The sequence below is a fragment of the Streptomyces sp. NPDC001373 genome (genome assembly GCF_042895815.1).
Lineage (GTDB): Bacteria > Actinomycetota > Actinomycetes > Streptomycetales > Streptomycetaceae > Streptomyces.
Window position 1 is genome coordinate 320,181 of the sequence record NZ_JBIAWQ010000006.1, and the last position, 22,845, is coordinate 343,025.

A 22,845-nucleotide genomic window follows, 5' to 3' on the forward strand; every position below is an offset into this window, starting at 1 on the left:
GTCAGCGGCGGTGCAGGCGGTCCAGTTCTCCGAGGGTGGTGTTGACGACGGCCACCGCCGCGAAGACGAGGGCGGGCCGGGTGCGGCCGAGGGAGTAGAGGGCGGCCGCGGCGGAGCCGAAGAACAGGGCCTTGACCACGAGGACGGCCGCGAGCGGGACGGCGAAGGTCGCCCTGGGAGCGGCGAACAGGCCCCAGGCGGTGGCCGCGAGGGCGGGGGCGCCCACGGCCAGCAGGATGCGTACCGCGGTGTTCTGGCCGGTGGACCACCCCCACCAGGCCAGCAGTGCCAGCCCGGCCAACTCCATGAAGAAGGCCAGGCCTTCGTTGACGACGTGGAGCGGGGTGGGAAGCATCGGCCGGAGTCCCTTCGTGGGCGGACGGTGAACGGTCGGTGCATGAGAACACGCCGGATGTGGTCATGAACAGGCCAAGCACCGACCCGGTTCGCCCGGCTCCTGGATGACGGCAGCCCGCAGGCCCGGGGGGGAGGGCGGCCGCTCTGTGCCGTCGCCGGCATGAGATGCTTCGGACCCTCCAGCCACCATCCCCGACACCTTCCCGGAGTGCTCCTGTGCAGTGGTCGCCCGGTCACGAGGCCGTCGAGACGGAGGACCTGCCGAGACTTCGCGAACTGTTCGACGCCGGCCATGACGTCGAGGACGACGAGGGGGACGGCTGGACCCTCCTGCGGCACGCCATCGACGTCGAGATCGACGGCCACTACCAGAGCGGTCAGCCCCTCCACGCCGACGTGACCGCGTATCTGCTGGCCCGCGGGGCGGATCCGCTCCGCAGCAACACCGGGGGCGTGCTCCCGGCCGACGAAGCGGAGCAGCGCGAGCACTGGCTGGCTGCGGAACTCATCCGGGCCTGGGTGGCGAGGCCGTGCACCACCTGACGACCGCGTGGGCGGAGCCGGCCTGCCGTCCTGTCGCAGAGCTCCCGGGAGGACGCGGCCGACCCGACGGTCATCGGGCCGGCCGCGTGCCTCGTCAGGGAGTGGGTAGGGCGTGTCAGGCCGGGTTGAGCGTCAGGCCGAACCGGTAGAAGATGTCGCCGACTTCGATCCAGCCCACCTGGTCGCGGCAGACCCTGTCGTTGCCGGTGCCCTCACAGCCCCAGGCGTTGACGACCATGCCGTTGAGCTGCCGGGATTCCTGGTCGTTGATGGTGATCACCGGGCCGCCGCTGTCGCCGGGGCGGGCGACGACGCTGTACGTCTGCGGGACGCCGGCGCTCCCCCAGATGTAGGCGCCGTCGGTCACCCAGGTGGCATTGCCGGCGTACGTGGTGCGGATGTTGCAGACGACCTTGGAGTTGTAGCCGAGCTGGCAGGTGAAGTCGCCCACCGCCGCGTTGCGCACGCCGTTGAGGTAGCGGGAGTACCCGTTCTCGTCAAGGCCGTCCCACGTGCGGCGGCTCGTCGGCGCCTCGATGAACGCCGAGTCGAGGTCGGCCAGCTTGGCGTTCACCCGGCCGATCTGGCTGCCGCCGGCCGTGTAGACGATCTCGCCCTGGGCGTAGCAGTGGCCTGCCGTGACGAGCCACTGACGGTGGTCCGAGGCACTGATGGCCGGGATTCCGCTGGTGCAGTGCGCGAACGAGCCCGTCGCGGGGCCGAGTGCGGCGCCCGCGTAGAACGGGGCGGAGTCGTTCCACCGGTTGAGCGGCACCGAGGGGGCCTGCCGGTGGATGCGTACGGGGGTGCCCCCCTCGCTCGTGGCCTGCTGCGCGACGGCCGGCCTGGCGAGGTACTGCTGTGCGGCCTTGGTGTCGTTCACCCCGAGCTCGATCGCACTGCCGTCGACGGTGCTGCCCGCCATCTCGATCGTGAAGGGGAGGTCCTCGCGGCTGCGGAGGGCCGTGATCTCCTTCCTGAGCTGCAGCCGTGTCTTCGCGCTCTTGCGTACGTTGAGCAGTTTCGTGTCGGCTTTCGGGTTGGCCTTGTGCACGGCCTCCAGGAAGGCCGAGCGCCGCTTCGGATCGGTGAGGTAGACGTTGACGGACCGGTAGTCGGAGGCCATCTCGACCTGTGTGTACACGTCCGACTGCGGCCCCAGTCCGGCCCGTGCCGCGGCGTCGGCCACCACCCGCAGGGGTTCGAGCACCTCACCCTGCCGCTCCGGGGTCATGGCCGCCACGGCATCGGCGGACAGGGGCCCGGGCGGCTCCGCCTTGGCCGCCGCCGCTCCGAGCGGAAGGACGGCCAGCACGGTCGCGAACGCGAGTGAACGCCTAGCAGCCTTGTTCATGGATCCCCTTTCGGTGACGTTCTGTGTACGATGCGTACGCTGCGTGACCGTAGTGAGCGCCCGAAACGTCCGGCAAGGGCGCGCGACGCCCCTTGGAGGCACGCCGAGGGCGTACGGCGTCGGCGCGCGCCTGCGGTGTGGGCGAGGCTCGGGGCATTACCCGACGTCAGTCCCAGGAATGGCGATATGACCACCGACCCGAGGGCCTCGGCTGAAGCGACCGTGATCGAGGGAGTTCGACGACCGATGGGTCATCGGGGGTAGGCCGAACCCCGCTCCGCCCACGGGCCGCGGCTACCGGGTCAGGACGGGGAGCGAGGCCAGCCCGCGGACGAGGCGGGTGCGCCGCCACTCCAGCCGGTCGGGCGGTACGGCGAGGCGGATTCCGGGGAACCGGGTCGGCACCGCGCGCAGGGCGATCTCCATCTCGGCCCTCGCCAAGGGGGCGCCGACGCAGCGGTGGATTCCGTGTCCGAACGCGAGACGGGCGGCAGCCTCCCGGGTCCGGGTCGAGGCCGTCCGGCGCCGGGAAGCGGGCCGGGTCCCGGTTGGCCGCTCCCAGCGCGACCAGGACCGGGACGCCGGCCGGGATCGCGGTGCCGCCGAGGGTGAGGGCCTCCGTGGTGAACCGGAAGGTGGCCGTGCTCACCGCCGGGTCGAAGCGGAGCAGTTCGTCCAGCGCCGCGGGGATCCCGTCCGGATCCTGCCGGAGGCGGTCCAGCACGGGCGGGTGCCGGAGCAACGCCAAGAGGGCGTTGCCGAGGGCGTTGGTGGTGGTCTCGTGGCCGGCGACGAGCAACAGCACGGCCAGGGAGACCAGTTCCTCCTCGTCCAGGTGGTCCTCCCCGTCCCGGGCCGAGATGAGCCGGTCCGGGAGCGAACTGCCGGGGCCCCGGCGCCTGGCGGAGACGAGGTCGGTCATGTACGCGGCCAGGGCGTGCGAGGCCGCGTCGATGACATCGGGCTCTCCCGCCGCGAACAGCTCTGCCGACCAGCGCCGGACCGCGGCCCGGTCGGCCTCCGGCACTCCGAGCAGCCGGCAGATCACGATGACCGGCAACGGCACCGCCAGGCGGGCCACGAAGTCGAGCGGTTCGCCGACGGGCCACTGGTCCAGCAGTTCGTCGGTGACCCGGGCGATGAAGGGCCGCAGTTCCCTGACGGCGCCGGTGGTGAACGCCTTGGTCACGAGCCTCCGGAGCCGGGTGTGCCCGGGTGGGTCGCTGCCCAGCATGGTGCGGGACACCGCCGGATGCAGGCGGCGCCGTGCCTCCCGGCCCGCGAAGAAGGCGCCATGTCCTTCGAGAGGCGAGGGTCGCCGAGGGCCTCCCGGGCCTCCCGGGCCTCCGCGTAGCCGGTGACCAGGTAGGCGGCACGCCCTGCGGGACCGTCGGAGACGACTCAGCGGCGTATCTCCTCCATCAGACGGAGGGCGCACGACGAGTGCGGCTTGCCGGACTTCGGCAGGTACCAGAACGTGCCGTCGGCGTCGCGAGCCACCGTGTACGGGACGCCCTTGAGGGAGTCGGGGCGGTGCCGCCGTGCCCGCTTGTCCAGTTCGGCGAGCGCCTCGGTCCGCGTCCTGTTGCGGGTGAGGCGATCGAGGACGGTGAGCTGTCGGCGCGGGGCTCCTTCGCCGGCGATGCGGGTCTCCTCTTCGACGATCAACCAGACGGGCATCGGTCAGTCTCCTTTCGGGTGGGGTGGAGGGCCGGTCTCGGTGGTTCCGGCAGTCCCGGTCGCTCCGGTGGTTCCGGCCGTCTCGGTGGTTCCGGTGGTCCCGGTGGCGCCGGTCGTTCCGCCGTGACCCGTGCACGCCTGGCACACGCCGTCACCGCCGCAGGCCGGGCATCGGGGGCGGGCGAAGTAGCTGTACGGCTCCCCGGTTCCGTCACATCCGGCACACTCGCCGCTTCCTTCGCAGGCCTCGCATCGGGGCACGGGTCGGTCAGTCCTTCCGGAGATGGGGCGGTGGGAGGAGCAGGCGGCCGTACCCCTCCCCCGTCCGCCGCGGGGAGGGTCGGGGAAGGGACACGACCAGGACCACACCCTCCCCGGGGAGGGTCAGCCGACGACGCGCAGGGTCTTCGGCCAGCCGTTGCGTTCCAGGAGGCGGAACATCTTCTTGATCTCCTCGGGCCGCATCTTGATGCAGCCCTTGGAGCGGAAGTCGTTCGGGCCGCTGTCGGTCCACCTCCGCTGCTCGGTGCTCCCCTGGCTCCCGTCCCTGTTCATCTCGCTGTGGATGAACAGCTGGTCGCGTACCCGGCCCGTGCCGTTGGCGCACTTCTTGTCGGACAGGCGGATGGCGTAGCCCTTGATCAGGTCGCCGTCGTACTTCTCGTAGTGCTGCCCGACGGTGTACGTGCCGTCGGGCAGCCAGCCGCGGCCCGTCGCGCACTCGTCGGTGGTGGTCCCGGACCCGGCCCGGAACTCGGCCAGCACGGTGCTGCCGCCCTTGATGACGTACAGGCGGGAGTCGGAGGGGTCCTTCCTGTTCTTGTCGAACCTCAGCTGGACGGCACCGTCCTGAGGTGCGCCGCCCGCCACCGCCGCTGCGGGCTCCTCGGCCCGCGCACCCGGCGCGGGGCCCGCGAGGAGGACGATCGATCCGGCTGCCAGGACGGCCGCGGCGGAACGGGCCGCGCGGGACGACAGCGTGATGCTCATCTGCGTTACTCCTTGAGTGAGTTCGGGCGGCCCGCGCTGATCCGTGTCGCTACGGTCGACGGATGCCGATGCGGTGGGACACAGGGGTGGTCTGCGAGGCCGGCGAGCCGTACGGGGCTTCGCGAGATCCAGGATCGAGGGGCTCCCGGCAGCACCGCCAGAGCCGTGGGCGGGTGCGGCTTCCCGTACCCGTCCCGCTCTCGTCCCGTTCCCGTCGTACGGCGTCGACCTGCGGAGACGTTGGAAATCGGGATGACGGAGGGACAGTGGCGGGAGACGGGGACATGCGCGACGGTACGGGGGCCGAACCGAACGGGGCTCCCGACGCGGCCAGGGTGGTGCTCGCCGAGAGGCTGCGCGGCGCATGGGAGGGGTCGGAGTCGAAACTGCCGTTGGAGCGGCTCGAGGCGAAACTCAAGGAACGGCTGCACGGCCGGAACATCAAGGGGCTGGGCCGCTCGTCGGTGGCCCGCTACATGGACCGCGGGCACACCACACTGCCGGACAAGGCGGTGCTCACGGCCCTGGCGGAGATCTTCGGGGCCGACGACCGGGAACTGGCCCTGTGGCACCGGCTGCAGACCGAGGCAAGGGCAGCCCAGCGCCAACGCCGTCTCCAGCGCCCGGCCACCGGCCGAGGGCCGAACACCCCGGACACCCCGGACACCCCGGACACCCCGGACCCCGAACCCGCCGAAGCCCGGCCCGTCGACGGTCCCTCCTCCCCTGCCTCCGGACCCGGCCCCGATCCCGGCCTCGCCCCCGCCACCGACCCCGCCCGGGCACCCGGGCGGAGCCGCATCCCGACGGCGGTGAAGCTCGCCTCGGCCGTCCTCGTCCTCGTCCTCGCCGCGGGCGGCGCACTGGGCTGGGCGTACCGGCACTTCCGGACCCCGGACGGGGCATCCGTCGTGTCCACCGCCGCGGCGCCGGGGCCGGGCCGGCTCCCGACGGCCGGTGCGACCCCGGGTCCCGGCGGGGTGGAGAAGGGAGCCCTCGGCGAGGACAGCCGCTGCGGCGCCCTCCTCAAGGGGCCCAGGGCGGTCATGTGGCGCGTGTGCGCACGCGTCGAGCCGGACCGGGTCTCCTTCGCCCTGAAGATCATCAACGGAGGCCAGGCCGCAGCCGGGGTCAAGGTCCGCCTGGAGTACGCGCGGGCCGGCGGGTTCCACCCTTGTCCGGAGACCTCGGGCACCCGGATCCTGAGCATCCCCGCAGGGCAGACCGTCCTCACGGACCCCGGCCGGTGCGCCACGCCCCGGGAGGACGTCCCCTACGCCTACCAGGGCGTGGGCTGGGTCCTCGCCGAGGACGCCGACGCGGGCTCGTACGAACTCTCTCCCACCGCGCACGTCTACCCCCACCGCGTCGTCTGGAAGCCGGACCTGGTCTGACCGGCACGGCTCCGGCACCCGGCCCGGCGCCGGCCGGCCCACGGGAACGGCCCGGGAGGTCCCGCGGCTCATCGCGGCGACGCGCTCCGCCGACGACCTGCTCTTCGACCTGGTCAGCCGGATCCGCATGCCGCCGTCGTCCGCGGGCGCGTGGCCTGGTCGGCGACGCCGCGTACGCCCCGTCCTTCCCGACCGTGCGGCGACGAGGATCCGCCCACGGCGTGTGTGACGTTGCAGGGCAGCGGCTAGCGGCCGAGGAGCGACCGCAGGGTGATGCCGTACCGGGTGCGCAGGCGCCGTATCTCCCACAGGGAGAGCGCGGTGACCGAGAGCGGGCCGCCGAGCATAAACGTGTAGAGCACCTCGGGCGGTGCGGCCACGTCCGGGCCGTCGAAGAGCTGGAAGCCGAAGAGGGACCAGACCAGCAGCGGTGACAGCAGGGCCGGCAACAGCTCGTGCACGTCCGCCGTGCGGAAGCAGCTGTTCAATCCGACGACCAGGGCGACCAGGGTGAAGAGGACGGCCGCGAGGAGGACGACGACGCAGGCGAGGGTGAGCACGACGAACAGCAGCACGACCAGGAGACCGGTGAACATCGTGCCGAGGAAGGTACCGAAGAGCCCGAAGGTGATGTCGTGTTGGCCCACGTCGCCAGGGGTGATGATGTCACCGCTCAGACCGGCCGCCGTCAGCCAGATCACACCCACGCCGAGGACCGGCGCACCCAGCGCCAGCAGCGGACCGAGCAGGCGGCTCACGTAGAGGCGCCCCAGGGGGGCGCGGGCCAGGGTGATGCACAGGGTGATGCCGATGACACCGGTCACCACGGCGATGGCGCAGCCGATCAGCAGCTCCTCCAGCTTGCCGAGCACGAAGTCCTGGCGGCCCGCCCGCAAGGGGTAGGCCAGGATCAGCCAGGTGGCGGCCGCCAGCCCCAGGACCGTGCGGATGCGCTGCATCCAGGCGATGAGCGGGTCTTCGACGCGGTCCGGACGGGCGGGTTCGGCGAGCGCACGGGCCGCCGCCACCGGGTTGGGCAGGGAGCGGGCCTGCTCGTTCAGACGCTGACGGGTGATCAACTGAACCCTCCGGGAAGCGTGACGCGCGGGAGGCGGCGCCCAAATTCGGCATGCCCGCGTCACTATTATCGTCGCGTAGACGATAATAGGTCATGGTCGACCATGCGCGCATCAACGCACACCGACGATCAGCGGCCGGTTCACGACAAGCGCGCCGGCGGTGGCGCACAGCCCGTGACGCGAACCGCCGCGGCGGGGCCGCAGTGCCCGTCAGCCAGGGAGGCCGGCCACGAGCTGGACGTCGACTTCGTGACCCATCGTCTCGATGCGCCATGCGGCCAACTCCTGGTAGGCGGGCGACGCGTACCAGTCGCGGGCCGACTGCTCGGCGGGGAAGCCCACCAGGGCGGTCTTCGTGTACGCGGAGGGGCCCTCCAGCCGCGTCGGGGCGCCGAAGGCGAGCAGCCGGCCGCCGAACGCGTCGAGCGTCGGGCCGACATGGGCCAGGTAGTGGCCGAGGGCGGTGTCGGGCGTGGGGTCGGTACGGATGAACAGCACGTAGTGCACGGACTTCTCCTCGTTGCTCCGCCGCACCCCGGACGGGCACAGCCAGGACGTCAAACACTCCGATGGCAAAAATTTCGATATCGAAGCTTCTGAAGGACACTAAGCCCACAGCAACACCGGAGTCAAACGATTCGGCGTCGAAGCGTTCTGCTAACCTGGCGCCATGCGCGACACGGTGGACGAGGTCATCGAGCAGTGGGACGCCCTTCGCCCCGGGCTGGACACCGAGCCGATCGGGGTGGTCCTGCGGATCTTCCGCGCCTCACGCCACCTCGACCAGGGGATCAAGGGGTACTTCGCCGAACACGGCCTGGAGACGTGGGAGTACGACATCCTCGCCACGCTCCTGCGCGCGGGCGGCGGCAACACCCTCCGCATGAGCGACCTGGCCGGCGCCGCGATGATCAGCCCGGCCGCCCTCACCAACCGCGTCGACCGGCTGGTCGCCAAGGGCCTGGTCACCCGCGCGACCGACCCGGACAACCGGCGCCTGGTGCGCACGGAACTCACCGCCGAGGGCCGCCGCATCGCCGAGGACCTGATCGAAGGCCACCTGGCCAACGAGAGCGAACTCATCGAAGCCCTCACCCCCCGGGAACAACACCAGCTGGCCTCACTGCTCCGCAAGCTGCTCGTACCCTTCGAAGCCGGCTCCCGCAGCGCCGGATAGCCGGAGGGGGATGCCCTCACGCTCCCACCCACCGCCGCCCGCCGACAGGTTCACGGGTGCCGCGTAGTCGGCTGACGGATGAACGAGCTCGGGGTGCTCCACGACGTACTGATCGCCGTGGATCGCCAGCATCGCCCAGTGCCACGCCTCGTCGTGGAAGACCAGCCCCCGGTACGGCGTCCCGGCCGGTTCGTACGGATACCACTCCACGGCGGCCTTCCTGGCTTCCTCCGTGGGCAAGCCGCCATGGCGCTCCATCACCCATGCGTAGCCAAGCCGCTCGGCCGTCAGGCAGTCGACGTACTCCGATTCGCTCCATGTCACGGCCCAACGGTAGACCGGCCGAGAGATCGCGGGCCCAGTCCCGGTGGCCAAGGTCCTGCCGCGCAGACCGGGATCGGCGTCCTCGCCCGACGGTACCTCCGGTGTCGGCTGGAACCAGGCGCCGACGAGGTCCGAGCCGTCCATGGACGGATCCGGCGCCGCCGAACGGAAGACGCCGACGCACGCCACGGAGGGCAGCACCTCGACGGGGCCGAAGGCACCGGCGGGTTCGTCCGGACAGGCACGGGAGGGCGCAACGAGGTGGACCGGCCCGGAGGGTACGGCTCCGATCGGGTGGAATGCCGGTGGGGTTCGGGGGCGGCGCGGGTGCTGCCGCGGGCGAAGAAACGATCGGGGCTTGGTACCACGGTCGCGTTCCCCCGCGACCGAAAGGTGCTCGCCCATGCCTCCCACCCTCCGCCACGCTCCAGAGCCGGCGACACCCCCGCGGGAGAAGCCCCGCCGGGGCCGCGGACCGGCGGCCCTGCTCACCGGCATCCTGCTGGCCGCCGCCCTGCCCCTGACCGCCGGGGCCCCGCAGGCCCGGGCCGCCGTCGGGATCGCCGAGTACCCCGTCACCAACCCCAGCACCCCGGTCGGCATCACCACCGGGCCCGACGGCAACCTGTGGTTCACCGAGGCGGTCGGCAACAGGATCGGCCGGATGGACCCGACGGGCACCCTCATCGCCGAGTACCCCCTGCCCGGCCAGTTCAGCACCCCGCACGACATCACCACCGGCCCGGACGGAAACGTCTGGTTCACCATGCAGCACTACGACTCCCGGGTCGGGAAGATCGACACGAACGGCACGGTCACCGAGTACCACCTCCCCGACCAGTTCGTGGAGCCCACCGGCATCACCTCCGGCCCGGACGGCGCCCTGTGGGTCACCGAGCAGAACGGCGGCCGGATCGCCCGCATCACCACCGCCGGCGCCGTCACCGAACACCCCCTGCCCGCCGGCTCCGGCCAGCCGTCCTACATCACCACCGGGCCGGACGGGAACCTCTGGTTCACCGAGACCGGCGCCAACGTGATCGGCCGCATGACGCCGTCCGGCGCGGTCACCGAGTTCCCGGTGCCCGGCGGCGGCGGCCCGACCGACATCACCGCAGGGCCCGACGGGAACCTCTGGTTCACCGTGTTCGGCGGCAACCGGATCGGCCGGATCAGCACCTCCGGCACGATCACCCAGTACGGCCTCCCCTCGGACGCCTCCGCGCCCCAGCCCCAGGACATCACCGCCGGGCCGGACGACAGCCTGTGGTTCACCGAGCGCAACAGCGGGAAGGTCGGGCGGATCAGCACGTCCGGCGTCGTCGCCGAGTTCCCGCTGCCCTCCTCGGAGCGCGGCCCCTGGGGCATCGCCAAGGGCCCGGACGGCGACATCTGGTTCGCCGAGACCGCCGGCTACATCGGGCACCTCCACCTGACCGGCGCCGACCTGTCCGTCGCGAAGTCCGACACGGGGTCCGACCCCGTCGTGGAGGGCCAGAACGTGACGTACACGCTCACCGCGACGAACAACGGCCCGCAGACGGCCGAGGGGGTCGTCCTCCAGGACACCCTCCCCGCCGGGTTCCAGTTCGTCTCCGCCTCCCCCGGGTGCACCGCGGCCGGCACCTCCCCGGAGGTGGTCAGCTGCGGCGTCGGCACCCTCGCCGCCGGCGCGAGCGCCGCACGGACCATCACCGCGACGGCCACGACCGAGGACGCCGCCGTCGACACGGCGGGCGTGGCCGGCGCGGTCTCCGACCCGGCCCCGGGCAACGACACCGCGACGGAGACCACCACGGTCGACGCGGTCACCTGCTTCGGCGAACAGCCCACCATCGTCGGCACCCCCGGCGACGACCAGATCAACGGCACGCCCGGACGCGACGTCATCCTCGCCCATGGCGGCAACGACACCATCAACGCCGGCGCGGGCGACGACCTCGTGTGCGGCGGCCCCGGGGCCGACTCGATCACCGGCGGGCCCGGCAACGACCGCATCGCGGGCGGCGCCGGCGACGACACCCTCCACGGCTCCCCCGGCGACGACACCCTGACCGGCGGGCTCGGCGACGACTCCCTCTTCGGCGACGCCGGCGACGACAACCTCGACGGCGGCCCTGGCACCAACAGCAACAACGGCGGCCCCGGCACCGACGTCTGCACCAACCCCGGCACGGGCCCCGGCTGCCCCTGACCCCGACGAAGTGCCCACGGAACCCGGTCCGGAACCCGGTCCGGAGTTCGGGACCGGGACCCTGACCGCGGGCACCCCACCCCCGGCCGCGGGAGGATTCACCCCGCCGGACAAGGCGCGCCGCCCCGGTCACGGCCGGGCGGCGTTGCACGCTCGTTCTCCGTGGCGCCGACGACATCCCCATCCCCGGGAGGCAACATGAACGAGCGGCCGGTCCCTCTCCCCTATGCCGACCCCGCCTTCGTCGCGGACCCGTTCCCCCTGTACCGGCGGCTGCGCGAGGAGGGGCCCGTACGGCGCGTCGTATTGGCGGGCGCCCTGGAGGCCTGGCTCGTCACCCGGTACGACGACGCGCTCGCGGCGCTGTCCGACTCCCGGCTCAGCAGTGACGTACGGGACGCCTCGGACACCCGCCTGCTGCGGCAGCTGCCCGGGACGGAGCGTGAGTCGATGCTGAGCAACATGCTCCGCAGCGACCCGCCCGACCACACCCGCCTGCGCCGGCTGGTGTCCAAGGCGTTCACCGCCCGCCGGGTCGCCGGGATGCGGCCGCGGATCCAGTCCCTCACCGACGGGCTGCTGGACGCCGTCCTCCCCGCCGGGCGCGCCGACCTCGTCGCGGACTTCGCGCTGCCGCTCCCGGTCACGGTGATCAGCGAACTGCTCGGGGTGCCGGTGGACGACCGGCACGACTTCCAGCACTGGACCGACCGCATGGTCAGGCGGGGCGCGGAGCCGCTGGACCCGGCCGTGGTGGACGAGGCGTGGCAGCACATGCGCGCGTACGTGGCCGGGCTGATCCGCGCCAAGCGGGCGGATCCCGGCGACGACCTGCTCAGCGGCCTCATCACGGCGCGGGACGAGGAGCAGCGGCTGTCGGAGGACGAACTGGTCGCCATGGTGTTCCTGCTGCTGGTGGCCGGCTACATCACCACGGTCAACCTGATCGGCGGCGGCATCGCCCTCCTGCTCGCCCATCCCGACCAGCTCGAACTGCTGCGCTCGGACCCCGGGCTGCTGCCGGGCGCGATCGAGGAGTTCCTGCGCTACGACGGCCCGGTCAGCCCCGGCATCGCGCGGTTCGCCCGTGAGGACGTCGAGATCGCGGGCGTACGCGTTCCGCGCGGCGCGACCGTGCTGATCGGCTCCGCGCTCGCCGACCGGGACCCGGAACGGTTCCCCGACCCCGACCGCCTCGACCTCACCCGGCAGGACAACGCCCACCTCGCGTTCGGGCACGGGATCCACTACTGCCTGGGCGCTCCGCTGGCCCGGCTGGAGGGGGAGATCGCCATCGGGACCGTCCTGCGCCGGCTGCCCGGACTCGCCCTCGCCGTGCGGCCGGAGGAGATCCCCTGGCGGCCCGGCGGGCTGCGCGGTCCGGAGAGCCTGCCGGTGACGTTCGACCCGGGTCCCGGGGGGTCGTAGGGGACGTCCGGACGCGCAAAGGGGCGCCTACTCGGGGCGGCCGAAGCGGTGGGCGGCCCACACGAGGGCCAGGACGCCGATCGTCAGGAGGCCCGCCGCTTCGAGGGCCAGCGGGGGCTGGCGGCCGAACCATTCGATGCCGGCCACGGCCGCCTGCTCCGGTTCCCTGACCCCGATGGAGCGGCGCAGCAGGTCGATGCCGTAGGCGAGCGGGTTGCAGGCCGCCAGGGTGCGGGCCCAGCCCGGCAGGTTCGCCAGGGGGAAGAAGCCGCCGGAGAGGAAGAGCAGCGGCGTCATCACCAGGCCGAGCAGCATGTGGAACATCTCGGCGCGGGCCAGGCTCACGGCGAGGGCCAGGGACGTCGCGGTGATGGTGAAGGAGACCAGCACCACGCCGGCCAGGAGCAGGGCCAGCAGGAGCGGGTCGTAGGGCAGGCCCGCCACCCCGGCGAGGAGGAGCAGCAGGGCGCCCTGGACCGCGGCGACCGCGGTGCCGCCGGCGCAGCTGCCCAGGAGCAGGGTGGAGCGGCGTACGGGTGCCATCAGCAGTTCGCGCAGGTAGCCGCTCTGCCGGTCGGTGATCAGCCGGATGCCGACCATGATGGCCGGGGTCTGGACGGTCATCATCAGCATGCCGGGGAACAGGTAGGTCCGGTAGCCGACGCCCAGGGCCCCGTCGGGGATCAGGGCGGCCAGGCCGCCTCCGAGGATCAGGAGGTAGAGCACCGGCTGGGTCAGCATCAGCGCGGTGTGGAGGCGCTGGGAGGCCAGGCGCAGCAGGTCGCGGTGGACGAGGGCGTGGACGGCGCGCAGTTCGCGGCGCAGGCGGACGAGCGGCGCGGGGTCGGGGCCCGGGGCGTAGGGGGTCTGCGGAACGTCCGGCGGCCGCACGGCGGATGTGGTCACGGGGCCTCCCCGCTCGTCGTCGTGGTGGGGTGCGTCGCGGCCGTGCCGGCCGCCGGGAGGGGGCGTGCCCCTTGGATGCTGCGGCCGGTGTGGTGGAAGAAGACGTCGTCGAGCGTCGGCGGGGTCGCGGAGGCGGCGTGCACGGGGATGCCGTGGGCGGCCAGGGCCCCGCACAGGCGTGGGATCCAGGAGCTGCCGTCGGGCACGCGCAGGGAGATCCCTTCGGGGTCCAGCGTCGTGGCGGTGCCCGGCGGCGCGGCCTTGCGCACGACCGTCACCGCGGCTGCGCCGCCGGCCCGCGGCTCCCTCCCCGCGCCCGCTCCCGGGCGTACCGTGACCGCATGGAGCAGCGCATCACCCTGGTCACGCTGGGGGTTTCCGACCTCGCCCGCGCCAAGTCCTTCTACGGGGCCCTGGGCTGGCGGGGCCAGGAGGTCCAGGAGACCGTCTTCTTCCAGGCGGGCGGCCTGGGACTCGTCCTGTGGGACCGCGACAGACTGGCGGCGGAATGCGGCCTGGAACCGGGACCGGGGCCGGGGCCCGGATCGGGACCGGGAGGACCGGGACCGGGAGGACCGGGAACTGGACCGGCAACTGGACGGGCGGCCGGCTTCGGCGGGATCGCCCTATCCCACAACGTCCGCTCCGACACCGAGGTCGACGCCCTGCTCGCGGCGGCGGAACGGGCCGGCGCGAGGATCACCAGACCCGCGGCCGTGAACACCGTCGGGTTCCGCTCCGGCGCCTTCGTCGACCCCGACGGCCACGCCTGGGAGATCGCGCACAACCCCGGGATCCCGTTCAACGAGGACGGCTCGATCACCCTCCCCGACTTCGGCGACACCCCCCGGTAGCGCTGCGGGCGGGAACCACGCACCTGCGCGGCGCCCGCCGGAGCCCGGGCGCGGAACGGCGTGAGGGCCTCGGTCGGGTTGCCGGGCCCGCACGCGATGTGGAACGGCCTGTCCGACGTCCAGGCCGTCACCCAGTCGTGCCCGTCCCGGGTGACCTGCCGAGGACCTGCTCGGTTTCGGACAGGGAGGAGCCTTGGTGTGATCATCTGGATCATCTAGGGTGACGTCCGAAGAGAAGAGGGGGCCGTCATGACCGGCAAGCCATCGCTGCGCGACTACATCGACCGCTACGCGGCCGGCGAGATCCCCCGTGACGAGGCGCTGGCGGCCATCGCCGCCTGGGACTTCGAAGAGGAATGGTTCGACCCGGCCCACACGGCGCCGACGCACCAGGACAACACCCTGGCCGTCGTGGCGCAGGCCCGGGCGCTCGGGAAACTCGCGCCCGAGGACGTCGAGGTCATCCGTGAGCAGCTCCGGCGCCGCGGATTCTGAGCCGCGGTCCGAAGTCGATCAAGGGGGAAGCACGCGTGCCCGTGACGGGTGAGTACGAGCCGCTCTACCGGGAGCTCCAGCAGCGCATGGGGCCGGGCGGGGACCTGTCGGTGGCCGGGGAGTTCGACACCAAGAACCGCCACCAGACGTCGGGACTGTGGACGCCCGAACGGGCGCTGCTGCACGACGCGGTGATCGAGCGCTTCAAGAACCAGTGCCGGGGCAAGCCTCGCGACGGCCACGCCGTGCTGTTCACGGGCGGCGCGCCCGGTTCGGGCAAGGGCAGGGCGCAGCGCAGCCTGCCGCAGTGGCAGGCGCAGGACTCCGCGCTGGGTGACGAGCTGCGCCGCGTGCACGGCGTGGACCTCGACGACTACGTCGTCCTCGATCCGGACGAGTTCAAGGTCGCCCTCTTCGAGCAGGGCGGCGCGCCCGAGCTCCCCGCGGCCCTCGAACGCCTCTCCGACGGGCGGCCGTTGTCCCCGTCCGAGAAGGCCTCGCTGGTTCACCGGGAGTCGGGCCACGTCCAGGACGTGGTCGAGAGGTGGGCCCGCAGCGAGGGCTACAACCTCTTGTACGACCAGTCCCTCCGGGCCCTGGGGTGGACCTCGAACCTCCTGGCGGACCTTCAGCGCGAGGGCTACGACAAGCGGGTGCTGCTGTCGGTCGAGGTCCCCGAGCAGCAGTGCCTGGAGCAGAACGCCGACCGCTGGCTGGCCGGCCGCCGCGAGTTCGACGCCGGGCGCGACTGGTACGGCGGCCGCATGGCGCCGGAGGGGTTCATCAGGAGCCTCTACGCCGACAGCAGCACGGGCCGCGGCTACTCCGTCGGCCGGGAGAACGCGGAGAAGCTCGCGGAGCAGGGTCTGGCCACCGGGCTGATCACCACGGACCGGGGCGATTTCGGTCCGCGGGCAGGGGAACGGACCGAGCCGCAGCCGGCGGGCGCCGGTGCGGCCGCCGGCCAGGCGTTCCAGCAGGGCGACACCACGGTGCGGGTCCGCCGGGGCGTCGAGTTCCTTCCGGGTGTGAACCTCCAGGCCCCCCTGGTCCGGCCCCCGCGGGGCGTGGCCGCACCGCCCACGCCCCAGCCGCCGGGTCCGGGCCCCTCGCTCGGCGCCGGAGGCGTCGGTCTGTGAGACGGGCGGGGCGAGCGGGTCCCGCCCCGCCACACAGCTCCCCACACATGTCGTCTATGTCGCCGCCGAGCTGCGGCGAGTGCTGCGGCCCGGCGGACGGCTGATCGTGTCGGTCGACCACCCGATCACGGCCTACACCATCCGCGAGGCGCGACCCGACTACTTCGCGACCACCAGCTATGCCTTCGAGTGGACGTTCGGTGGGCGGACCGTTCCGATGCGCTTCTGGCGCAGGTCGGTCCAGGCGATGACCGAGGCCTTCACCGCGGCAGGCTTCCGGCTCGCCGTCATCAGCGAGCCGCAGCCCGATCCGGCCGCCCGGGAGCTTTTCCCCGACGCCTTCCGGGCCCTGTCGACCACGCCCTGCTTCCTGTTCCTCGTCCTCGAACTGCCGCCGCCGGCCGGGGATCACCTCAGGGTGGGCCAGGGGACGTCGGTCTCGACCGGTCGGCCGTAGTCGACGGCGTCGACGTTCCAGCCGTACAGGGCCCTCACCTCGCTCATGAACCAGTCGGCGCCGGAGCGGGAGGCCTCCAGTCCGCGCTGCGGGTCGGCCCACAGTTCCCGGACCCGGTCCTGGACGCCGGGGTCGAGTTCCCAGCCGTCGAGCCGGATCCGTCCTTCGTCGTCGAGGACGAGGGGGGTGCGGCCTTCGAGCTGGTCCCACAGGTCCACGGCCTGCTCGGCGGTCGTCCGGAAGCCGCGGTCGCCGAGGACCGTGCGGAGGAAGGCGGTGTAGAGAGCGATGGAGGGGATCGCGGTGGAGGCCTGGGTGACGGCCGCGCCGGCCACTACCGTGAAGGCGCGGCCGTTCTTCTCCTTGAAGAGCGGTGAGCTGTCGAGGTCGCGGGCGGTCCGCTCCAGGTGTGCCTTGGCCGCGCCGATGGTTCCCTGCCGGTAGACCGGTGCGGTCACCTCCGAGCCGACGTAGGTCAGGGCCGCGGTGGTGAACCCGTCGGCCAGGAGCCCCCGGGCGGCCAGGGCGCGTACCCACGCGGCCCAGTCGTCGCCGCCCATCACCGCGACGGTGGCGCGCGTCTCCGCCTCGGTTCCGGCCTCGATCCGGGTGTGAGCGACGGAGGGTTCGGCGGTGGAGAAGTCGAGTGCCGGGGCTTCGTAGGCGGCGCCGAGGGGTTTGATCACCGAGTGGTGGACCTCGCCGGTGGCCGGGTCGGTGCGGCGGGGAGCGGCGAGGCTGTAGACGACGTGGTCGACCGGGCCGTAGTGCTCCTCCAGCAGGTCCGCGACCTGGGATTTGGCGTCGGTGGAGAAGGCGTCGGTGTTCACGAGGCGGATGTCGTGCCCGTGCTCGGCGGCGAGTTCGGCGACGGCCGCCGTGCGGTACCAGCCGGCGCCTGCGGTACGGCGGCCGGTGTCCGGGGTCTCGAAGGCGACGCCCACACCGCGGATGCCGTGCCGGCGCAGCCCGGCCAGCAGGGTGGCGAGCCCGTAGCCGGCGGAGTGCCCGAGCACGAGTGCGACCGGGCGGCGGCCGTCGGTGCGGGCCGGGATCGCCTCCCACATACGTCGGACGGTCCGGGCGGCGCCTTCGGGGTGGGAGTTGACGATGAGGAATCCACGCTGCTTGGGCTCGATCTGGCGAAGGCTCACGGGGTGTCCGTTCCGTCCGGGGCGAGGCGGGCGAGGAGTCCGCCCGCCCGCGGTGGTGCGCGGGCGGGCGGACTCCTCGTAGAGGATGACGACGGACGGCCTGCTCAGGGGCGGTGACCGGGTCGGCCAGTACCGGGCCGTCGACACCGGGGCCTGGCCTGCTCCGGCCGCCCGCCCGTCCGTCCGTCCGTCCGTCCGTCATCACGGATCGTATCCACCGTACGGCCGAAGGATCATGACAGTGCGTCACCCAGATTGGCGGACGGTCCTTGTGGTCTTGCGATCTTGACACTCGGCGCCGGCCACTCCGCCGTACCCTCGGCGGAGGGGCCCTCGGGAGTTCGCTCCCCGGCAGACTCGTACACCCCGACGGAGGGCGCGTATGACGACGGACCGACAGCCGATGGATCTCGAGGCGTACACGAACCTGGCGCGGAGCGGCCCTTGTTTCGTCTGCGCGTTCCTCTCCGGAGATCCGGATTACCCGCACGAGACGGTCTTCGAGGACGAGGACCACATCGCGTTCCTCGACCGGTGGCCCACGCTGCCGGGGAAGGTGCTCGTCGCGCCGAAGGCGCACGTCGAGCACGTGGTGCGCGACCTGGACGAGGCGGCCTACAGCCGGCTGATGCTGTGCGTCCGTGAGGTGGCCCTCGCCGTGGAGGAGGTGTGCGGGCCGGAACGCACCTACCTGTACTCGCTCGGCAGCCAGCAGGGCAACGCGCACCTCGACTGGCACATCGCCGGCCTCCCGCCCGGTGTTCCCTACCCGGAGCAGCAGTTCCACGCGCTGATGACGGAGAACGGCGTCCTGACGCCCACACCGGACCAGTCGGCCGCGACGGCCGCGCGCCTGCGCGAGGCGCTACGGGCCCGCGGCCGCCTCCCCCGGGGCTGACCGGGGCCGGCCGACGGTCCGCCCGGGGGAACGGCCCCCGGGCGGACCGTGCCGTGGGGGTCAGCCCTCGATGCGGTGCTGGGTCCAGAACGAGGTCAGGTCGGTGGCCGACACCGCCTGGGCGGCGGCCTTGAACTCGGCCGTCGTCGAGACGCCGTACCAGTGCGCGGCCGCGTAGTCCTTCAGCAGCTTGGCCATCACGGTGTCGCCGAGCTGGCGGCGCAGGTCGTGCAGGGCGCACTTGCCGTAGCCGTACACGACGGTCGAGTACCGGGAGGAGTTCGCGTCCCAGTAGGCCATCGAGTTGGTGATCTTCTCGGCCGAGGAGGCCCACGAGACGCTGTTCCAGCAGTTCGTGCCCGTCTTGCCCAGGGCCAGGTCGGTGGCGTAGTCCGTGAACGCCTCGTCCAGCCAGGGGCTCGCGTACTCGTCGTCGCCGACGATGCCGTAGAACCACTGGTGGCCGATCTCGTGGGTCAGGGCCGTGGTGCTCACCAGGTCGAGGACGAAGCCGGGGTACTCCATGCCCCCGAACCAGTAGTTGTTGTCGATGACCGCGTCCAGCTCGCCGTACGGGTACGCCCCGAACCGCGCCGCGTGGGCGTCGACCGCGTTCTTCGCGGTGGTCAGCATCGACTGCGCGTCACTCGAACTGATGCCGGACACGGAGTAGATGTTGATCGGCGTGCCGGCGGCCGAGGTTCCCGAGATCCTGGTGAACGGGCCGGCGCCCCAGGCGAAGTCGCGCACCTTGGCGGCGGTGGCCTTGGTGACCGTGCGGCCGCTGGTGCCGGGGGTGTCCACCGAGGTGCCGGTGGCCGGGACGAGCAGGCCGGTGGGGTGGTCCAGGGTCACGTTGAAGTCGGCGGCCAGGGAGTAGAAGGACTCGCCGTTGTTGGTGTACGGGTCCAGGTGCCAGCCCGCGCCGTCGCGGACGGCGAGCACCGGCAGGGCGTTGCCGATGTTGCTGAACGCGCCGTCGTGGCCGAATCGGTCCGCGCCGCTGGGTACGGTGATCGACAGGTCGAAGCCGATCGTGGCGCTCTGGCCCTGGGCGAGCGGGGCCGGCAGGTCGATCTTCAGGGCGGTGCAGGCGACCGAGAGGGCGCCGGCGGCGCCGCCGGTGACGTTGGTGACGGTGATCGGCATGGCCGAGCAGCTGCCGTGGTAGTTGTCCCAGAGCCTCAGGTAGACCTCGCTCAGCGCGGTGGCGGAGGCGTTGGTGAAGGACGCGGTCTCGTGGCCGGTCCACACGAAGCCGTTCGCGTCGCTGCTGAGGTTGACGGTGTACGAGGGCGCGGCCGGGGTGCGGGTGGAGTCCGTCGGCGGGACCGTACCGCCGGAGGTGTCGAGGGCGACGTCGTCGACGACGAAGCTGGTCTGGAGGCTGGAGTCCTCGGAACCGGTGAAGGCGACCGTCACGGTCTGGCCGGCGAACGCCGAGACGTCGAACGACTTCTGGACGTAGCCGGTGTTCTTGTCGAGGTTCGAGTAGGTGGCGAGCGTCGTGCTGCCGATCTTCGCGGTCAGGGTGTCGTACTTGACCGACGTGGTCCGCTCGGCGGTGTCGATGTGCAGCCAGAAGGTGAGGGTGGCGGTGCTGCATCCGGAGGGGATCGTGACGCTCTGGGAGAGCGTGTCGGTGTGCGTGGTGCCGACGCCGTTCAGCCAGGCGAAGTAGCTGCCGGCGTGGGCGCTCTGGCCGGTGCGGTTGGTGATCAGGCCGGTCTGCGACTGGCTCCAGGGCGTGGTACCGCTCTCGAAACCGCCGTTGGCGACGACCTGCGCCGGGGTGCAGGCCGCGGCTTGGTGTGCCGGGGCCGTGGTGCGGGCGGCGGTGGCGGCGTGTGCCGCGGCGGCGGCCGGTGCGGCGGGGAGCAGCGCGGCCGCGGCCAGCGCGGCGACGGTGCTCAGGAACGCGGCGGCGGCCTTGTGGGGGGTGCCTCTCACACGTGACTCCTTCTCGGCGGCCGGGGATTCCGGCCTGCTCGGTGGCCGTCCGGCGCCGGCCGGGTGCGCCGGCGGACGGCCGCGGGGGCGCACCGCTCGCGCGGGCGCTGTGGTGAGACGTGCTGTGCCCCCGGGTCGGGGGACACCGCTACGCAGCCTGGCAGTATTGACCGGAACATGCCATCCAGAGCGGGTAAAGCGTTGCCCGGCAACGCCCTTCGTCCTCGGGACGGCATTCTGCGGGCGCCGGACGCCCCACCCTTGCGGAGGCGCGCCGACACCGCCACGACGGACCCGGCAAACCACCTGTTGGTGTTGCCCGGGCCGGTTGGGGGCCGGACGGCCCCGCCGAGCGGCCGGGAAGGCGCCGCGGCCTCCACTGGCACCCCGTGATCACGTCGAGGGGCAGGTCACCAGGGTGCGGCCCATGGACGCCGCCCTGCTCGACCGGCGGACCCGCACCCACCAGGAGTGCGCCCCGCCCGACCAGGTCGAACGCCTCCTCACCCTCGGCCACACCAACGCCGTGCGCGCCCAGGCCCTGGCGGACCTCGCTGTCGGACCGGCCGGCGTCCGTCCGTGAGCGGCAGGGCCGCACGCACGAGGCGTTCCGGCTGCCGCACGCGCACGGCTCCGTCCCGGTCGACGACCGGGCCCCGCTTGCACGAGCTCCTCGGTACAGCAGGCCGGATCGACGGCGTGATGACGTCGTGCGGTCCGGCGGGGCTGCCGTCGTGGTCCGCGCCACGGCGGCCGAAAACGTCCCCGTCTCCCTCTCGCGTATCAGCCAGCCCGGGCCCGCCGGAGGGCACTTTGATGCCATGTTCCGGCCACTTCGCCTCCACTTCGGTCGGAACATTTCGCTCCGGTACTAGCGTTCGAACTCTGCTCGTCGCCCCCGCGCAAGGGTCGCCGACGGGCCCCGACAGTCCGGTGGGTGTTCCGGCGGAAGCCGCCCCGGGGCACCCACCGCTCCACCGCCGGGCGGATCAGTCGTCCGCCTCCGCCACCTCCTGGCCCGGTTCCGTGGCCATGACCAGCTGGGTGATGTCGAAGCCGTCCTGGGTGCGGACCTCGATGCGGTACAGGCCCGGGGCCGGGGCGGTCGCCCGGGCGGTGGCCACGCCGTCCTCCCAGGCCGGAGTGAGCGGCACGGGGTCGTCGGGGTGGGAGAGGTCGGTGAGGCGGCAGGTCAGGGACGCGAGGGAGTCGACCCCGGTGAGGCGGAGCTTCCACGGACGGCCGGCCTCGACGAGGTCGGGCGCCGTCAGCCCGCAGCCGGCCTCGCCCTGCGGGGGGCCGGGGTTGATGTCGTCGCGCAGGATCTCCGTGACGGCGTCGAGTGCCGTGCGCGCCCTGGCGACGTCGCCGTGCTGGAGGGGGAGGTGGGTGACGATGTCGGTGAGGATCGCCGATTCCTTGTAGACGGTGCCGTCGCCGTGGACCTGGAAGTAGCGGACGCGGTCGTGGCGGTCGCGGATGAAGGTGCCGTCGGAGTTCTGCCGGGCCCCGTCGAGGTGCGCCTCCACCGTGCCGGCCGTGATGGTCAGGTTCTGCCAGGTGGGCTGGTTGACGCCGACGACCGAGCGGTGGCCGGGCAGGGCGATGTGCTGCTGGCCGTAGTGGAAACGGGCCGCGCTGCGGGCCAGTTCCGCGCTGCCGCCGATCGACTCGACGTCGCTCGGCGTGAGATGGCGTACGTCGTCCCCCGCGCGCAGGCCTCGGTACTGCGGCAGCAGGTCGTGCAGGCCCGGCATGGTGGCGCAGATCGCCCGGAGTTTGCGGTGCGGCAGCCGTACGGGGGCGCCTCGGCCGGTGGCGAGGATGACCGCCGCCTTCACCGAACCCTGGAAGGGCGTGCCGAGGGTGATCACGCCCCGGGTGTCGGCCTGGAGGTCGCCGTCGTAGCCGGGGTCGAGGGCCGCGCGGGTGACGAGCCCGCCCATGGAGTGGGCGACGAAGACGAGCCTCCCCTCCCGCTGGTCGGTGCGGTGGCGGCGGGCCTCGGTGTGCGCGGGGTGGGCTCGCCAGTCGGTGAGGTGGCGGCGCGCGGCGTCGGCCAGGAGGCGGCCGTTCGCGGCCACGGGCAGGCGCCAGTCGTAGGCGAACTCCAGGATCGCGGCGTCGTCGGCGACGCTGGTGCGGATCGCGTCGACCAGGTCGGTGTACGGCTCGCTGCCCGCGAGGTACGGGGTCCACGCGGAGTGCTTCAGGAGGCCGGTCGCCGCGATCCGGCCGGTCTTGCCCTCCAGTTCGTCCTCGGTCATGGCCAGGGGCTTCAGTCCGGAGGGCGTGGTCCAGGCCTTCAGCAGCCAGGAGATGCCGCCGATGCCCCAGACCTCCTGGTGGCTGGTGGTGTCGTAGAGGGTGCTGCCCATGATGCCGGGGACGACGACGACCGCGTCCTGGGTCACGTACTCCGGTAACTCCCCGGCGTGGGGCCGGTTCTGCTGCTCGTTCATGGGAGGGAAC

The 22,845-nt window shown here is 72.6% G+C and carries 21 protein-coding genes and 3 pseudogenes; 11 read left to right on the forward strand and 13 right to left on the reverse strand.

The annotated features are described in order from the left end of the window. Window position 1: 1 nt before the first annotated feature. A complete protein-coding gene (locus ACFY15_RS16935) occupies window positions 2–355 on the reverse strand; it encodes a YrdB family protein (protein ID WP_390689571.1) in 354 nt (117 codons plus the stop codon). A 218-nt stretch (window positions 356–573) separates the two neighbouring features. Between ACFY15_RS16935 and ACFY15_RS16940 the strand changes: the two genes are divergently transcribed. Beyond that, on the forward strand, window positions 574–900 hold the full coding sequence (locus ACFY15_RS16940; RefSeq protein WP_390825704.1) for an ankyrin repeat domain-containing protein: 327 nt from the start codon (window positions 574–576) through the stop codon (window positions 898–900). 115 nt (window positions 901–1,015) lie between these two features. On the opposite strand, the gene ACFY15_RS16945 is transcribed toward ACFY15_RS16940, so the two are convergent. The 4 genes and pseudogenes from ACFY15_RS16945 to ACFY15_RS16960 all read right to left on the reverse strand — a co-directional run bounded on the left by ACFY15_RS16945 (window position 1,016) and on the right by ACFY15_RS16960 (window position 4,924). Beyond that, a complete protein-coding gene (locus ACFY15_RS16945) occupies window positions 1,016–2,254 on the reverse strand; it encodes a hypothetical protein (protein ID WP_390825705.1) in 1,239 nt (412 codons plus the stop codon). A 294-nt stretch (window positions 2,255–2,548) separates the two neighbouring features. Continuing rightward, window positions 2,549–3,619: pseudogene (locus tag ACFY15_RS16950) on the reverse strand (cytochrome P450). A gap of 36 nt (window positions 3,620–3,655) precedes the next feature. Continuing rightward, complete coding sequence (locus ACFY15_RS16955) at window positions 3,656–3,934, reverse strand: hypothetical protein (RefSeq protein WP_390825706.1); 279 nt, start codon at window positions 3,932–3,934, stop codon at window positions 3,656–3,658. Window positions 3,935–4,318: 384 nt separating this feature from the next. Next, window positions 4,319–4,924: a L,D-transpeptidase gene (locus ACFY15_RS16960; protein WP_390689575.1), complete on the reverse strand. Its 606-nt coding sequence runs from the start codon at window positions 4,922–4,924 to the stop codon at window positions 4,319–4,321. A gap of 284 nt (window positions 4,925–5,208) precedes the next feature. Here ACFY15_RS16960 and ACFY15_RS16965 point away from each other — a divergent pair, with 284 nt between their 5' ends. Further along, entirely contained in the window at window positions 5,209–6,318 is a 1,110-nt protein-coding gene (locus ACFY15_RS16965) for a hypothetical protein (protein ID WP_390825707.1), read from the forward strand. A 245-nt stretch (window positions 6,319–6,563) separates the two neighbouring features. Here the strand turns inward: ACFY15_RS16965 and ACFY15_RS16970 are convergent, their stop codons facing one another. Together ACFY15_RS16970 and ACFY15_RS16975 are read right to left on the reverse strand one after the other, a co-directional pair. Continuing rightward, on the reverse strand, window positions 6,564–7,397 hold the full coding sequence (locus ACFY15_RS16970; RefSeq protein WP_390825708.1) for a hypothetical protein: 834 nt from the start codon (window positions 7,395–7,397) through the stop codon (window positions 6,564–6,566). Window positions 7,398–7,607: 210 nt separating this feature from the next. Beyond that, window positions 7,608–7,958, reverse strand: a complete 351-nt coding sequence (locus ACFY15_RS16975; protein WP_390825709.1) for a DUF1330 domain-containing protein — start codon at window positions 7,956–7,958, stop codon at window positions 7,608–7,610. A gap of 109 nt (window positions 7,959–8,067) precedes the next feature. Between ACFY15_RS16975 and ACFY15_RS16980 the strand changes: the two genes are divergently transcribed. Further along, a complete protein-coding gene (locus tag ACFY15_RS16980; protein ID WP_390689579.1) occupies window positions 8,068–8,574 on the forward strand; it encodes a MarR family winged helix-turn-helix transcriptional regulator in 507 nt (168 codons plus the stop codon). Window positions 8,575–8,955: 381 nt separating this feature from the next. On the opposite strand, the pseudogene ACFY15_RS16985 reads toward ACFY15_RS16980, so the two are convergent. Next, a pseudogene (locus ACFY15_RS16985) lies at window positions 8,956–9,183 on the reverse strand (hypothetical protein); the annotation flags it as partial. A 118-nt stretch (window positions 9,184–9,301) separates the two neighbouring features. On the opposite strand from ACFY15_RS16985, the gene ACFY15_RS16990 reads away from it, so the two are divergent. Both ACFY15_RS16990 and ACFY15_RS16995 read left to right on the forward strand, forming a co-directional pair. Next, window positions 9,302–11,092 (forward strand): hypothetical protein, encoded by a 1,791-nt coding sequence (locus tag ACFY15_RS16990; protein WP_390689580.1) that lies wholly within the window; start codon window positions 9,302–9,304, stop codon window positions 11,090–11,092. A 198-nt stretch (window positions 11,093–11,290) separates the two neighbouring features. Beyond that, window positions 11,291–12,520 carry a cytochrome P450 gene (locus tag ACFY15_RS16995; protein WP_390689581.1) on the forward strand — a complete coding sequence of 410 codons (1,230 nt, stop codon included), beginning with the start codon at window positions 11,291–11,293 and terminating at the stop codon, window positions 12,518–12,520. A gap of 27 nt (window positions 12,521–12,547) precedes the next feature. Here ACFY15_RS16995 and ACFY15_RS17000 read toward each other — a convergent pair whose 3' ends face one another. Together ACFY15_RS17000 and ACFY15_RS17005 are read right to left on the reverse strand one after the other, a co-directional pair. Then, a complete protein-coding gene (locus ACFY15_RS17000) occupies window positions 12,548–13,345 on the reverse strand; it encodes an ABC transporter permease (RefSeq protein WP_390825739.1) in 798 nt (265 codons plus the stop codon). A gap of 77 nt (window positions 13,346–13,422) precedes the next feature. Beyond that, on the reverse strand, window positions 13,423–13,695 hold the full coding sequence (locus tag ACFY15_RS17005; RefSeq protein ID WP_390689582.1) for a hypothetical protein: 273 nt from the start codon (window positions 13,693–13,695) through the stop codon (window positions 13,423–13,425). A gap of 72 nt (window positions 13,696–13,767) precedes the next feature. Between ACFY15_RS17005 and ACFY15_RS17010 the strand changes: the two genes are divergently transcribed. From ACFY15_RS17010 to ACFY15_RS17025, 4 genes and pseudogenes are all read left to right on the forward strand, one after another. Continuing rightward, on the forward strand, window positions 13,768–14,280 hold the full coding sequence (locus ACFY15_RS17010; RefSeq protein WP_390689583.1) for a VOC family protein: 513 nt from the start codon (window positions 13,768–13,770) through the stop codon (window positions 14,278–14,280). Window positions 14,281–14,529: 249 nt separating this feature from the next. Then, window positions 14,530–14,775 carry a hypothetical protein gene (locus ACFY15_RS17015; protein ID WP_390689584.1) on the forward strand — a complete coding sequence of 82 codons (246 nt, stop codon included), beginning with the start codon at window positions 14,530–14,532 and terminating at the stop codon, window positions 14,773–14,775. Window positions 14,776–14,810: 35 nt separating this feature from the next. Then, the gene (locus ACFY15_RS17020; RefSeq protein ID WP_390689585.1) at window positions 14,811–15,914 is read left to right on the forward strand and encodes a zeta toxin family protein; all 1,104 of its coding nucleotides are present in this window, start codon (window positions 14,811–14,813) and stop codon (window positions 15,912–15,914) included. A gap of 64 nt (window positions 15,915–15,978) precedes the next feature. Further along, window positions 15,979–16,371, forward strand: a pseudogene (locus tag ACFY15_RS17025) (SAM-dependent methyltransferase); the annotation flags it as partial. Here ACFY15_RS17025 and ACFY15_RS17030 read toward each other — a convergent pair. Continuing rightward, a complete protein-coding gene (locus tag ACFY15_RS17030; protein WP_390689586.1) occupies window positions 16,323–17,525 on the reverse strand; it encodes an enoyl-[acyl-carrier-protein] reductase FabV in 1,203 nt (400 codons plus the stop codon). The pseudogene ACFY15_RS17025 and the gene ACFY15_RS17030 sit on opposite strands and share 49 nt — an antisense overlap. 382 nt (window positions 17,526–17,907) lie before the next feature. Between ACFY15_RS17030 and ACFY15_RS17035 the strand changes: the two genes are divergently transcribed. After that, window positions 17,908–18,423, forward strand: coding sequence for an HIT family protein (locus ACFY15_RS17035; protein WP_390689587.1), 516 nt, complete (start codon window positions 17,908–17,910; stop codon window positions 18,421–18,423). A 60-nt stretch (window positions 18,424–18,483) separates the two neighbouring features. On the opposite strand, the gene ACFY15_RS17040 is transcribed toward ACFY15_RS17035, so the two are convergent. After that, window positions 18,484–20,373 carry a M1 family aminopeptidase gene (locus ACFY15_RS17040; protein WP_390689588.1) on the reverse strand — a complete coding sequence of 630 codons (1,890 nt, stop codon included), beginning with the start codon at window positions 20,371–20,373 and terminating at the stop codon, window positions 18,484–18,486. Between the two features lie 427 nt (window positions 20,374–20,800). Here ACFY15_RS17040 and ACFY15_RS17045 point away from each other — a divergent pair, with 427 nt between their 5' ends. After that, the gene (locus ACFY15_RS17045; protein ID WP_390689589.1) at window positions 20,801–20,956 is read left to right on the forward strand and encodes a hypothetical protein; all 156 of its coding nucleotides are present in this window, start codon (window positions 20,801–20,803) and stop codon (window positions 20,954–20,956) included. Window positions 20,957–21,362: 406 nt separating this feature from the next. On the opposite strand, the gene ACFY15_RS17050 is transcribed toward ACFY15_RS17045, so the two are convergent. Then, the gene (locus ACFY15_RS17050) at window positions 21,363–22,835 is read right to left on the reverse strand and encodes an esterase/lipase family protein (protein WP_390689590.1); all 1,473 of its coding nucleotides are present in this window, start codon (window positions 22,833–22,835) and stop codon (window positions 21,363–21,365) included. Window positions 22,836–22,845 lie beyond the last annotated feature (10 nt).

What these genes read in the sequence shown, in the direction of transcription:
- ACFY15_RS16935 (WP_390689571.1), bottom strand. Translation starts at nt 355, where the DNA reads ATGCTTCCCACCCCGCTCCACGTCGTCAACGAAGGCCTGGCCTTCTTC.
- ACFY15_RS16960 (WP_390689575.1), bottom strand. Translation starts at nt 4,924, where the DNA reads ATGAGCATCACGCTGTCGTCCCGCGCGGCCCGTTCCGCCGCGGCCGTC.
- ACFY15_RS17035 (WP_390689587.1), top strand. Translation starts at nt 17,908, where the DNA reads ATGACGACGGACCGACAGCCGATGGATCTCGAGGCGTACACGAACCTG.
- ACFY15_RS16990 (WP_390689580.1), top strand. Translation starts at nt 9,302, where the DNA reads ATGCCTCCCACCCTCCGCCACGCTCCAGAGCCGGCGACACCCCCGCGG.
- ACFY15_RS17045 (WP_390689589.1), top strand. Translation starts at nt 20,801, where the DNA reads ATGGACGCCGCCCTGCTCGACCGGCGGACCCGCACCCACCAGGAGTGC.
- ACFY15_RS16945 (WP_390825705.1), bottom strand. Translation starts at nt 2,254, where the DNA reads ATGAACAAGGCTGCTAGGCGTTCACTCGCGTTCGCGACCGTGCTGGCC.
- ACFY15_RS16980 (WP_390689579.1), top strand. Translation starts at nt 8,068, where the DNA reads ATGCGCGACACGGTGGACGAGGTCATCGAGCAGTGGGACGCCCTTCGC.
- ACFY15_RS17010 (WP_390689583.1), top strand. Translation starts at nt 13,768, where the DNA reads ATGGAGCAGCGCATCACCCTGGTCACGCTGGGGGTTTCCGACCTCGCC.
- ACFY15_RS16995 (WP_390689581.1), top strand. Translation starts at nt 11,291, where the DNA reads ATGAACGAGCGGCCGGTCCCTCTCCCCTATGCCGACCCCGCCTTCGTC.
- ACFY15_RS17050 (WP_390689590.1), bottom strand. Translation starts at nt 22,835, where the DNA reads ATGAACGAGCAGCAGAACCGGCCCCACGCCGGGGAGTTACCGGAGTAC.
- ACFY15_RS16955 (WP_390825706.1), bottom strand. Translation starts at nt 3,934, where the DNA reads ATGCCCGTCTGGTTGATCGTCGAAGAGGAGACCCGCATCGCCGGCGAA.
- ACFY15_RS16965 (WP_390825707.1), top strand. Translation starts at nt 5,209, where the DNA reads ATGCGCGACGGTACGGGGGCCGAACCGAACGGGGCTCCCGACGCGGCC.
- ACFY15_RS17015 (WP_390689584.1), top strand. Translation starts at nt 14,530, where the DNA reads ATGACCGGCAAGCCATCGCTGCGCGACTACATCGACCGCTACGCGGCC.